This window comes from Butyrivibrio sp. X503, assembly GCF_003625475.1.
Taxonomy (GTDB): domain Bacteria; phylum Bacillota; class Clostridia; order Lachnospirales; family Lachnospiraceae; genus Butyrivibrio.
Map to the genome: position 1 here is coordinate 1 of NZ_RAIQ01000009.1, position 12,490 is coordinate 12,490.

The 12,490-nt window shown below is 42.8% G+C and carries 12 protein-coding genes; 10 read left to right on the forward strand and 2 right to left on the reverse strand.

Features of this window, described 5'->3' with window-relative positions:
- Positions 1 to 88: 88 nt before the first annotated feature.
- The gene (locus D6853_RS13460; RefSeq protein WP_120658532.1) at positions 89 to 820 is read right to left on the reverse strand and encodes a hypothetical protein; all 732 of its coding nucleotides are present in this window, start codon (positions 818 to 820) and stop codon (positions 89 to 91) included.
- Between the two features lie 228 nt (positions 821 to 1,048).
- On the opposite strand from D6853_RS13460, the gene D6853_RS13465 reads away from it, so the two are divergent.
- The 5 genes from D6853_RS13465 (at position 1,049) to D6853_RS13485 (ending at position 6,023) form a co-directional block, all read left to right on the forward strand.
- Complete coding sequence (locus D6853_RS13465; protein ID WP_120658533.1) at positions 1,049 to 2,002, forward strand: SGNH/GDSL hydrolase family protein; 954 nt, start codon at positions 1,049 to 1,051, stop codon at positions 2,000 to 2,002.
- 71 nt (positions 2,003 to 2,073) lie between these two features.
- The gene (gene cysK / locus D6853_RS13470) at positions 2,074 to 3,003 is read left to right on the forward strand and encodes a cysteine synthase A (protein ID WP_120658534.1); all 930 of its coding nucleotides are present in this window, start codon (positions 2,074 to 2,076) and stop codon (positions 3,001 to 3,003) included.
- A 14-nt stretch (positions 3,004 to 3,017) separates the two neighbouring features.
- Entirely contained in the window at positions 3,018 to 3,878 is an 861-nt protein-coding gene (locus tag D6853_RS13475; RefSeq protein ID WP_199713040.1) for a CPBP family intramembrane glutamic endopeptidase, read from the forward strand.
- Positions 3,879 to 3,965: 87 nt separating this feature from the next.
- Positions 3,966 to 5,057 (forward strand): GDP-mannose 4,6-dehydratase, encoded by a 1,092-nt coding sequence (gene gmd / locus D6853_RS13480; RefSeq protein WP_120658536.1) that lies wholly within the window; start codon positions 3,966 to 3,968, stop codon positions 5,055 to 5,057.
- A 24-nt stretch (positions 5,058 to 5,081) separates the two neighbouring features.
- A complete protein-coding gene (locus tag D6853_RS13485) occupies positions 5,082 to 6,023 on the forward strand; it encodes a GDP-L-fucose synthase family protein (protein WP_334295387.1) in 942 nt (313 codons plus the stop codon).
- Positions 6,024 to 6,089: 66 nt separating this feature from the next.
- Here the strand turns inward: D6853_RS13485 and D6853_RS13490 are convergent, their stop codons facing one another.
- Positions 6,090 to 6,917, reverse strand: a complete 828-nt coding sequence (locus D6853_RS13490; RefSeq protein ID WP_120658538.1) for a hypothetical protein — start codon at positions 6,915 to 6,917, stop codon at positions 6,090 to 6,092.
- A 306-nt stretch (positions 6,918 to 7,223) separates the two neighbouring features.
- Between D6853_RS13490 and D6853_RS13495 the strand changes: the two genes are divergently transcribed.
- The 5 genes from D6853_RS13495 (at position 7,224) to D6853_RS13515 (ending at position 12,459) form a co-directional block, all read left to right on the forward strand.
- Positions 7,224 to 8,162, forward strand: coding sequence for a glycosyltransferase family 2 protein (locus D6853_RS13495; RefSeq protein WP_120658539.1), 939 nt, complete (start codon positions 7,224 to 7,226; stop codon positions 8,160 to 8,162).
- Positions 8,162 to 8,908, forward strand: a complete 747-nt coding sequence (locus tag D6853_RS13500) for a glycosyltransferase family 2 protein (RefSeq protein ID WP_092245661.1) — start codon at positions 8,162 to 8,164, stop codon at positions 8,906 to 8,908. Before D6853_RS13495 ends, D6853_RS13500 begins: the two co-directional genes overlap by 1 nt.
- A gap of 67 nt (positions 8,909 to 8,975) precedes the next feature.
- Positions 8,976 to 10,421 carry an exopolysaccharide biosynthesis polyprenyl glycosylphosphotransferase gene (locus D6853_RS13505; RefSeq protein ID WP_120658540.1) on the forward strand — a complete coding sequence of 482 codons (1,446 nt, stop codon included), beginning with the start codon at positions 8,976 to 8,978 and terminating at the stop codon, positions 10,419 to 10,421.
- Positions 10,422 to 10,483: 62 nt separating this feature from the next.
- Positions 10,484 to 11,599 (forward strand): hypothetical protein, encoded by a 1,116-nt coding sequence (locus tag D6853_RS13510; RefSeq protein ID WP_120658541.1) that lies wholly within the window; start codon positions 10,484 to 10,486, stop codon positions 11,597 to 11,599.
- 50 nt (positions 11,600 to 11,649) lie between these two features.
- Positions 11,650 to 12,459 (forward strand): glycosyltransferase family A protein, encoded by an 810-nt coding sequence (locus D6853_RS13515; RefSeq protein WP_120658542.1) that lies wholly within the window; start codon positions 11,650 to 11,652, stop codon positions 12,457 to 12,459.
- Positions 12,460 to 12,490: the final 31 nt, after the last annotated feature.

The following is a 12,490-nucleotide window of genomic DNA, read 5'->3' on the forward strand; positions in this document are numbered from 1 at the left end:
AGATAAGTTGGGGATTAAGAAAGAATAATGATATAAGTGGAAAATAAAAAAGAGAGGAAGCTCGAGTGAGCTTCCTCGTTTTTGTGGTTTACTTTACAATGTCAAAGCTGATTGCCGGTGTGTTTTGTAGTTGTTTAACATATTTATCATAATCTTTTTTGTCTCTACTTTGGAATTGTTTTCCGGGAGCGCTGACATCCGAATCTCTTCGAATGCCTTCGCATTCCTCCTCATGACGAAAAAGAAAGATGTGATCTTTGTAAAGGAGCTTCTGTCCATCAGATGTTACCAGAAAGGTCTCGTATATGTCTCTTGTTGCACTTGCATAGAGAATACCATCACTGGATAGCTTTATCGGTCTGTCATAACTATCTGTCTTGATGCTTCCAACGTAGCGGACATGGCTGCCGCTTTGTTTTGTAAAGAAATAAGCATAATATGATGTGTTTTTTCCATTCGAGGTATCGGGGTGACCGGTGATGGCAAAAACCTCTCCTTTGTAGCCCTTTAAATAGAATTTCTTATATCCAAAACCTTTTGGGAGGCCTTTTATTATTTCGTCAAAACTATCGCATTCATGGATGCTTTTTTGCACTATTTTACCGTCTTTATTATACGTTATTGTTATGTATGGCGTGCCTAATGTATTTAGCGAGTATTCTTGAGACGTAAAATTATGTTCGTTTTCTTTCATCACATATTCTACAGTCTCAGTAGTTTCTACGTTCCCCTTGATTGTTGCTGCGCCCGTAATAGTTGATGTAGCCACAATTCCGGCAGTTAATGCACCTATGAATAACTGTGCGCCCTTCTTTTCCATATTTTTTCTCCTTTTCCTTTGATAAACGTTAGATGAAACATGAGTTGATAATTAAAACACTCATTCCAATTGTTATACCATTGTTAAGATATTTTTGTCAAATAATGCGAAATATTATTGGCAATTGCGGGAATCTCCCAAATCAGCTCTTTTGTATTGGTAAAACATTTTAGAATAAAGTATAATCATTCTTATGTTGTTATTTCAGCTTTTATGTGAGGTATAGGTATGGTTTTATCAAATGAGGAATTAAAAGAGATTTATTTTGGGGCGTACGAATTTGAGGGGACCGAAGACGGATATCTTCAGGCTTTTCAGTACAACAAGGATCAGATCGAGTACTTCAAGGGGGCTCTGGATTTTTGGTACGAGAGATGTACGGCGACTACAGCTAAGACTTTTGAGTTTACGACTGAGGCGAGCGAAGTTTCTTTTGACTACAAGATAATCTGGAAGGGCTCCGAAGACTCTTTTGAACTAATGATAGACGGACAGATCACGAACATTGTCTATGTAAAAGATATTGCGGATGAGGGAAGGCTTTCATGGAAGCTTCCCACCGGTAAAAAATCAGTTGTTATTTATCTTCCTGCGGACGAGACAGTGCTTGTAAGGAACTTTGAGATTGACGCGGCATATACTAAGGCTGCGAAAAATGAGAAGGTTCTTTGGCTCGGAGATTCGATCACACAGGGCTACGGACCGCTTCGTTCGGGCTGTACTTATGTGAGCGTTGCGAACAGAATTCTAAATTATGATATAGTCAATCAGGGAATCGGCGGATATATCTATGATAAGAACTGCCTGATGAAGATGGAGGGGTATAACCCCGATAAGATCATCGTTGCGCTCGGAACCAACCAGTACGGCGATGCTGATGCTGTGCAGGCTGTCGAGGAGTACTATGAGAGGCTTATAGGAATTTACGGAAATGAGATTCCGATCCTGTGCATTTCACCTTTGTGGCGCGGCGACAGCGAAGAGGGAATTCCGGTTCTTATGGCATTCTGCGAGAAGGTAAAAGAGATCGCGGGTAGCTATAAGAATGTGAGCGTAATAGACGGAATGGAGATGGTTCCGCACCTTCCCGAATACTTCCTTGATCTTCTTCATCCGAATCCGCTTGGATGTGAGATCTACGGAAGGAATCTTGTGGAAAAGATTCGTAAGCTCGGATGGTAAGCATAGTAACAATGCGTTCCGATAATACTCGGGACTTTTGGAATAAAACAGTTTTAAGGAGATACTTGGCAATGATACACGACAACGTGCTCGCTGCTGTAGGGCATACACCAATGATAAGGCTTAACAGGATCGCGGATCCGGACGGAGCGGAGATTCTTGTTAAATATGAGGGACTTAATGTGGGCGGTTCGATCAAGACAAGAACCGCGCTTAACATGATAAAAGCTGCTGAGAAGCAGGGACTTATAAACGAAAATACTGTGATCGTTGAGCCGACGAGCGGCAATCAGGGAATAGGACTTGCGCTTGTAGGAGCGGTAAGGGGCTATAAGACGGTTATCATCATGCCTGATTCCGTAAGTGAGGAGCGAAGAAAGATAGTTAAGCACTACGGAGCTGATGTTATTCTGGTTCATGATGACGGCGATATCGGTGCTTGTATTGAGGAGTGCCTTAACACGGCTCTCAGAATGAGAGATGAAGATCCCAATGTTTTTGTGCCTCAGCAGTTTGAAAATCCGAATAACACAATGGCGCACAAGAACCACACTGCGCTTGAGATAATGGAGCAGGTTGAAGGACCTATTCACGGTTTTTGTTCGGGAATCGGAACGGGTGGAACCATTACCGGTATCGGAGAGGTTCTTAAGGCGCAGTATCCCGAAATTGAGATCTGGGCTGCAGAACCTGAGAATGCTGCGATCCTTGCAGGGGGAAACATCGGAACGCACATCCAGATGGGTATCGGAGACGGAATTATTCCGGACATCCTTAACAGGACCATATACGATAATATTCACATCGTTTCTGATGATGAAGCACTTACAATGGCTAAGAGACTTGCGAGAGAAGAGGGGATCATGTGCGGAATTTCAAGCGGAACCAATGTTGCTGCCGCAGTGAAGCTTGCAAAGAAGCTTGGGCCCGGAAAGACGGTTGTTACCGTGCTTCCCGATACCGCGGAGAGATATTTTTCAACACCGCTATTTGAAGAATGACGGAGGAAAAGCTTTTGGGAGAGAGAATTAAGAAGAATACTGTTTTATCATGTCTTATCATATTTGGTCTTTTGATCCTGGTACATGGTCTGGAAGCGATAGTTGTCCGTACGGATGAAACTGTTCTTGGAGAGAATTGCATCAATAAGATTTTTGGGATCATCATAGTATTCATTGTTTTGGATCTGCTTAAGTGGAAGCCTATCGACATAGGCTTTACCAAGGAAAAGATAAGAAGAAGCATCGGAATCGGCCTGGCTATGGGTTTGGCTTCTTTTATCATAGCTTACAGTATAGAGATCATTGTCTTAAGAAGCTACGGATACACGGTTTCTTTTGGCATATTTACGACAGGTTTTTCGCTTACGGGAGAATCTGAGATTCACAAGGGAATCGGCTTTATACTGATGTGCATTTTCTTTAATATCATCAATGTGGTTATGGAGGAAGGCACGTTCCGTGGGCTGTTTGACAAGATATTGCTGACGGATCATTCGATGAAGTTTGCGCTGCTGTTTCAGGCGCTTCTTTTCGGAGTGTGGCATATCGTGACGCCGCTTCACAACTTGATTGACGGAGATATTAATTTTGCTTCGTTTTTGGGACTTGGAATTGGATATATTATTCTCGCGGGAATGATGGGAATAAAGTGGGGACTTTTGTACCGAATGACGGGTAGTCTGTATGCGGGAATGGCAGATCACTTTTTTAACAACTGTATCGCAACAAATCTTCTTCATGTGATAACTGAAGGGGGCGTCGATGACTTGATGATCGTGAGAGTCGTGATCGCGCAGCTTTTGTCGTTTGCGGCGGTGTTCATGATCTGGAAGAAATGCGGGTATAAGAAAACTTGCGATTCATCGCTAATATGACTTTTGACACCTATATCATATTATAATATATTATTCTGTGTTAAAATTTGAGTAGAGATATAACTATAGGAAGAATTAGGAGCAAATATGAGTAAAGTTGCACTTATAACAGGTATTACAGGACAGGACGGATCATACCTTGCGGAGTTCCTTCTTGAGAAGGGTTATGACGTTCACGGTATTATAAGAAGATCATCGGTAGATTTCCGCGAGAGGATCGCGCATCTTGAGGGCAAGCCTCATTTCCATCTTCATTACGGAGATCTCGGCGATTCAATGAGCATCATCGGTATCGTGTCCAAGGTTCGTCCCGATGAGATATACAACCTCGCTGCACAGTCACATGTTCAGGTATCATTCGATTCACCTGAGTTTACTGCTGACGTTGATGCGGTAGGTGTTACAAGAATCCTTGAAGCTGTTCGTCAGTGCGGTCTTGCAGAGACATGCCGTATCTATCAGGCTTCAACTTCGGAGTTATACGGAAAAGTTGAGGAGGTTCCTCAGAACGAGAACACTCCTTTCCATCCATACAGCCCCTATGCGGTTGCCAAGCTTTATGGTTTCTGGATCGTAAAAGAGTACAGAGAAGCTTACAACATGTTCTGCTGCTCGGGTATTCTTTTCAATCACGAGTCAGAGCGCCGCGGCGAGACTTTCGTCACACGAAAGATCACACTTGCAGCATCACGTATCGCACAGGGCAAGCAGGATAAACTTTATCTTGGTAATCTCTCAAGTCTTCGTGACTGGGGCTATGCCAAGGATTATGTTGAGTGTATGTGGCTTATTCTTCAGAACGATAAGCCTGAGGATTTTGTTATCGCAACAGGCGTTCAGCACTCTGTTCGTGAGTTTGCACAGCTTGCATTCCATTATGCGGGCATTGAGCTTGAGTTCAAGGGCGAGGGCGCAGACGAGAAGGGTTACGACAAGGCTACAGGAAAGGTGCTTATCGAGGTATCACCTGATTTTTACAGACCTACAGACGTTGTTAACCTTTGGGGCGATCCTACCAAGGCAAAAGAGAAACTCCACTGGAATCCTCAGACCACTTCTTTTGAACAGCTTGTAAAGATCATGGTTGAGCACGATATGGCTAAGGTTGCCGTTGAGAGAGCAAACGAACACGTAGAATTTAACCTTGCGGAGTTCCTTGAAAAAGGAATCGACAAATAAGAGGGAAAAGAGGCGCATATCATGATGGAAAAAAATGATAGAATTTATGTTGCGGGTCACAGAGGAATGGTTGGCTCTGCGATCGTAAGAGAGCTTAAGGAACAGGGATATTTCAATATCATCACGAGAACCCACAGCGAGCTAGATCTTACGAGACAGGACGAGGTCGAGAAGTTCTTTGCCCAGGAGCAGCCCGATTATGTTTTCCTTGCAGCTGCCAAGGTTGGCGGTATCATGGGTAATTCCGAAGCTCTTGCGGATTTCATGTACGAGAACATGATCCTTGAGATGAATGTTATCCACGCGGCTTGGAAGAACGGCTGTAAGAAGCTTGAGTTCCTCGGTTCATCCTGTATTTATCCCAGAATGGCTCCTCAGCCCATGAAAGAGGATTGCCTTCTTACATCAGAGCTTGAAAAGACCAACGAAGCTTACGCACTTGCCAAGATATCAGGCCTTAAGTACTGTGAGTACCTCAATAAGCAGTACGGAACAGATTATATTTCGGTTATGCCGACCAATCTGTACGGACCCAATGATAATTATCACCCCACACATTCTCATGTTCTTCCCGCACTTATAAGAAGATTCCATGAGGCTAAGGAACAGAATCTTCCTTACGTTACATGTTGGGGCGACGGAAGTCCTTTGAGAGAGTTCCTCTACGTAGACGATCTTGCGAACCTCTGCGTATTCCTTATGAATAACTACAGCGGCAACGAAACGGTCAATGCCGGAACGGGAAAAGAGCTTACGATAAAAGAGCTTACGGAGAAGGTTGCATCCATCGTTGGATACACCGGCGAAATCAGATGGGATCCTACAAAGCCCAACGGAACGCCCAGAAAACTTCTTGATGTATCAAAAGCCAAGGCGCTTGGCTGGACGTATAAGACAGAGCTTGAAGACGGTATCAAGCTTGCGTACAAGGATTTCTTAGAGAATCCTATGCGCGCGGAGAGATAAAGATTGGAAAATGAAAACCCTCTACACAGTTGAGTTGTGTAGAGGGTTTATTATTTGATTCAAAATTTATTTTGGCAGATAAAGATTTACAAATATTACTTGATCGGCGTTTTCGCCGTTAAATGTTTCTGCGGGGATAGATAAATTGGACCATGAATCCCAGCTTGATTCGTATAAGCTGTTTCCGCTTAGTATTTTGCCGTCTTTATCAAGTATAAGTCCGCAACCTGTTTTGGTGCTGTAGGAATTCATATGCTCCGTATCGGAAACCACCTCGGATTTAATGCTGTAATTTCCGGAATCACCCTTGTCTAGTTTTGCGGAGATTTCGTATGGAGTATATTCTAAGTCAAGAGGCTGGATTTCAACCTTGTTCCACTTGATGTTTCCGGAAGGAACCTTTTCTAACAATTCCAAAGTAATTGCTACAGTGTTACCTGCCCAGATTTCAATATCATCAGTGAAGATGTCCTGTATATAGGTACCGTCTACGCCTTCAACATTACCGTCCAATGATAACTTGATATTCTGATCGGTTGTATTGGTAAATGCTACGACCAAATGGTGGTATTCTACGCTTACCATATTCTGAGTGTCAATATATGTTCCTTCAGAAACTACGATGCCGTCTGTCGGCATGTATTCAGCTTCCCAATTTACTTTTGAATAATTTGTTGTTAAAGCATCAAGCTTTTTCCGGACCTCATCTGAAATAGGGTATTCCTCTTCAGATTTTTTACCGAATTCTATTTCGGCTGTATTTTCGGTAGCTGCAGCTTCAGTGCCCTGTTCGGGTGATGACTCAGCGCTTTCTTTCTTTGAACCGCATGCGGCAAGCATTGTCACAGTTCCCAATAATGCAAGTGTAAGTCCAAGTAATCTAGTCTTTTTCATATTATGTCCTCCTATATTATGTTGATTAGATTTTAAGGCTTCTGCAAAATAAAGTAAAGATTCTATTGTGAAAATATGAATTATTTTTTAATTACGGCAAAATAAAACCTTTACACATCATAAACAATCATAAATGTGTAAAGGTTGCAGGTAGTATATGCTTTTTTCCAAGAATATCCCGCAGAAATTTGAAAGACAGGCCCTTTAAGTGTAAAATACTGAATAGAGTGGGATTTTATAACTTGTGGCAGAAGAGGGCACAGGCTTTTGGATGTCCGAGAATATGAATCAGGAGTAAAAACAATAATGAAGCTACTTAGTGTTGTTGTTCCCTGCTACAACGAGCAGGATAATATCGCGGATTTCTACAACGAGCTTTTAAAGAACGAGTCTTTTTTCAAGGAAAAAGATATCGAGCTTGAGATCATATACATTGATGACGGGTCTTCAGATAACACGCAGGAAGAAGTGAAGAGTCTAAATGAGAAGGATAAGAGAGTTCATCTTGTCAGCTTTTCAAGGAACTTTGGAAAAGAGGCGGCAATGTACGCGGGACTTCAGAAGTCAAAGGGCGACTATGTCGTGATCATGGACTGTGACCTTCAGGATCCACCGGCTCTTTTGCCTGAAATGATAAATGCGGTGATGGATGAAGGATACGACAGCGTAGCCACCAGAAGAGTCAGCAGGAAAGGCGAGCCTCCGATCAGATCGTTCTTTGCAAGGATGTTCTACAGGCTCATCAACAAGATTTCCAACGCGGAGATTGTTGACGGGGCAAGAGATTACAGGCTGATGACACGCAAATTTGTTGACGCGGTTCTTTCTATGGAGGAATACAACAGGTTCTCCAAGGGAATATTCGGCTGGGTCGGCTTTAAGAATAAATGGATTGAATTTGAAAATATCGAGAGAAGAAAGGGCGAGACCAAGTGGTCTTTCTGGAAGCTTTTTACCTATGCGATTGACGGAATTGTGGCTTTCTCGACTACGCCTCTGACAATTGCATCTGTTTTGGGCATGCTATGTTGTTTTGTCGCCTTTATCTTTGTCATATTTATTGTTATAAGGCAGCTTACTGTGGGAGATCCTAACCATTTGGCAGGATGGGCTTCCATGGCGAGTATCATTTTGTTTGTTGGCGGATTGCAGCTGTTCTTTGTGGGTGTGGTCGGTCAGTACCTTTCAAAGACGTATCTTGAAGTTAAGAAGCGTCCTTTGTACATCGTAAAAGAGGAGTTGTAATGGTCAGTATTATCGTGCCGGTCTACAATGCGGCTAAATATATAGAAGATACCATAGCCATGGTATGCAATCAGACATACAAGGATTGGGAGCTTATTCTTGTGGACGACGCATCAAGAGATGGGAGTGCGGATCTCATCGAGGAGTGCATCAAAGAGCAGGGCAAGCGTATCAAGCTTATTAGAAAAGAAGTTAACGAGGGAGCGGCTGCTGCGAGAAACACAGGAATTGACGCTTCAATCGGAAGGTATATAGCATTTCTTGACGCAGATGACGTATGGGAGATGGATAAGCTTGAAAAGCAGATTGCTTTCATGGAAAAGACGGGAGCCGCTTTTTCTTTTCACTCTTATGAATTCGGAGATGAGAAGGCGCGGCCTACGGGAAAGATTGTTCATGCGCCCGCTACGCTTAATTTCAGGCAGGCGCTTTCCAGAACAGTTATTTTCACGAGTACGGTCATGTTCGATACGGAAAATATAGATATGGAAATTATCCACATGCCTATGGTTCCGAGTGAGGACACGGCGACGTGGTGGAGGATACTTAAGAGCGGAATTACAGCTTACGGACTTGATGAGAATCTTACGATCTACAGGAGACCACCAAAGTCTCTTTCGTCCAATAAACTTATCGCTATGGAAAGAATCTGGTTTTTATACAGAAATATAGCCAACCTATCGGTGTTGGAATCTTTATTTTACTTTGGAGGATGGGCTGTCAGAGCGACTCTTCGCAGGCTGTAAAAGAGGACAATGATATAATCTGCCGAATGAATAATTTGCGAGAAAGATGACGGTCATAGGGAATAATATGAAACGTTCTGAATCATCAAGAAGAATAACAGTTTTGTTGTTGGGATTTGTGGGGCTTGCTATGCAGACTGCGGTTTACGCATGGCTTTGGTTTAGTGTTTATTATCCGATCTTACATGATTGGAGAAGAAAAACTCTTCAGCTGGATCAGGAGACTGGGGAATATGTTCTTGTAGGCGATTGGTACATGGGTCGAGGTCTTACGTATACAATATGGGGCCACATATTCACACTACTTCTTTATTTTGTATTGCTGATAGTTATTTCTAATGCTTATGGCGGACTTAAAATAGGCTACCTTAAGCCATTGGATGTTTTTTTGTCACAGATCTTTATATTGTTTTTGGTAAATTTCTTTACTTACGCCCAGTTTTTGATCATTAGAATTCAGTATGTTGACGTCCTTCCGATGTTGGGGATGTTCCTGATTCAGTTATTGATATCTTTTGCATGGGCATACATAACAAACGCTCTTTATATGCGGATATTCCCGCCGAGAAGGCTTCTCCTTGTAAACGGCGAGTATGCTGCGGATGATATTATCAGTAAATTTGATACAAGAAAAGATAAGTACACTATTGTAAAAAAGATCAATATTTCCGAGGGTATTGATAAGGTATACGAAGAATGCCTTGGAGATTACGACGGAGTTATCATCTGGGATGTTCCGAGCCAATACAGGAATGGGCTTGTTAAATACTGCTATGGCAGAAATATAAGAATATATGTTATGCCCAAGATAACGGATGTGCTGTTAAAAGGGTCATCGCAGCTTCATGTTTTTGATACACCGGTTCTTTTGCTTAGAGAATATTCCATCAAGATTGAGCAGAGATTTATAAAAAGATTCCTTGATATCTTGATATCTCTTTTGCTTATTATCATTACTTCGCCGCTTATGCTGATCGCAGCGATCGTTACTAAGCTTTACGACGGAGGCCCGGTCCTGTACAAACAGGTAAGGTGCACCAAGGACAGGCGCGAGTTTAAGATAATGAAATTCAGAAGTATGAGTGTGGATGCGGAAAAGGACGGTGTTGCAAGGCTTGCTGCCAAGAATGATTCCAGGATCACACCTTTTGGTAAGTTTATCAGGGCGTGCAGGATTGATGAGCTTCCGCAGCTCTTTAACATTCTCATCGGAGATATGTCTTTTATCGGTCCGAGACCCGAGAGGCCTGAGATCATAGATCAGTACATGGAAGAGATGCCTGAGTTTGCGTTCAGGACCAAGGTTAAAGCAGGACTTACGGGGTATGCGCAGGTTTACGGCAAGTACAACACAACGCCGTATGACAAGCTTAAGCTTGATCTTACTTATATAGAGAACTATTCGCTTTGGCTCGATCTTAAGATTGCGCTGCTTACACCCAAGATCCTTATTACTCCCGATGCGACGGAGGGAATTGAGGATGACCAGATTACTGCTAAGAAGAACTCATAAGGAAGGCGGCGCGCGGATAATTGATTTGTGTAACCGATAATTGCGATACGGAGACTTGATACATGGACAGAAACAAGAATAAGTATATGGATGAAACGTTAAATCTTAAGAGTTTCTATCTTAGATTTTTGAAGAAAATATGGCTGATTCCCGTGGCGGCGCTCATTGGTGCGCTTATCGGAGCGGGAATCTATTATCTTGTGACCGTGGCTTTTGGTGCCGAAAGGCAGTACGAGGCACAGACCAATTTTTATCTTACGTATTCACCTGAAGCTTATATCACCAATGAAAATGGCGGAACCATGATAGATTATTACAATTCTTATTCATGGTCCAAGTTGGTATTGCCTTCATATGACGTTCTTGATGAGACAATGAAGATACTTGAGGCTGAAGGAGTGGATGTAACCAAGGAAGAGGTCGAAGCTTCCGTAAGCGCAGATGTTCCTTCGGACTATCGTTTTCTTGTTATTACGGTAAAAAACACAGATAAAGAGCTTATAAATAAGATAACAGATGCAATTATTGAAAACCTGAAGAATTTCCCGAATGTCAGTGTGATGCACGCGGTGGATTCTATAGATGTGATATCAAGAAGTGATATTTATCTTGAAAAAGTCGACAACAGAATAGTTACAGCGACAATATTCGGCGCGGCTTTGGCAGCTCTTTTGGCATTTTTGATCGTTCTTTTGCTTGATGCTGTTGATGATTCCGTATACGTGCCGGAAGAGTGCGAGAGAAGATATGGAATCCCGGTTCTGGGGGTTGTTTCCGATAAGGGCAATATCTGCGGCATGCTTAAGAATGAGCTTACAGAGACTTTTGAGAAATATGTTTCAAAGGCTGAGAATGCATTCTTTATCTCAACGGATAGCATGGAGGATTATGAGAGATCGGGAAAAGATCTTGATGTTCTCAAAAACGTACTCGGAAACGGAAGAAGCGATAGCGTATCTAAGCTTACTCCCATGGAGGTTCCGGGAAAAGAGCTTGAGAATTACAGGAAGATAAACGCTTCCGACGGAGTTGTTATAGGAATACCTATGGGGAAAAAGAACGGAGCGATGATCGAGCATATTATTTCGCAGCTTAAAAAGCATGATTGCCCGGTTCTCGGAACCGTTATAGTACGCGCCGACGAGAAATTTATCAAGCGCTATTATGGGATTAAATGATATTTGGGGAAATATCTTTTTACTAAAAAATGGGATGATGGTGGAGACAGATGTCCGACAGACTTGAAATACTGATATCGGCTGTAGACAAGGCGGCCGAAGAACTACCTAACAAAATGAAAATAGAGACTGACGCCGTGATCGTCAATCAGGTGCCTGACGGAAGCGGCGCCGACAAGGATGAGATGATCGTTGCGCTTAACGGAATTTGCAAGGTGCTTACAAGGCACGCCAAGGGAGTTGGCCTGTCGAGGAATATGGCGCTAGATACAGCGACCCATGAGCTTATTCATTTTGGCGACGACGATATAGTCTATGATGAAGGATACTCAGATAGGATCATTGAGGAATTTGACAAGCATCCCGAGGCGGATGTGCTTTTGTTTAATGTTAAGGCGCAGCCCGGAAGAGAGACCTATTGGAATGAAGATTTTGCCGAGATCACATGGAGAAACTACGGCAGATATCCGGCATATGCGATCGCTGCAAGGAGAGAAAAGCTTGTAAAGGCGGGCGTCAGATATTCGCTATTATTTGGCGGCGGGGCCGAGTTTATGAACGGTGAGGACTCTCTCTTTTTACATGACTGCTTAAAGGCGGGGCTTTCAATGTACAGAACGCCCGTTGCACTCGGGCATGAGGAGCCCGGAGAATCTACATGGTTCAAGGGTTATACCGAGAAATTCTTTTTTGACAGAGGAGTGCTATATCATTTCCTTTACGGAAAGATGGCTAAGATACTGGGATTTAGGTATTTGTATAAGAATAAAGACGAAATGTGCAAGGAAATGGGGCTTTTACAGAGCTACAAGATTCTTGTAAAGGGCGTTAAGCACGGCAAAAAAGTAAAAGCAAGATAGTTTCAAATGCATATTGAAATAAGGCGAAAGG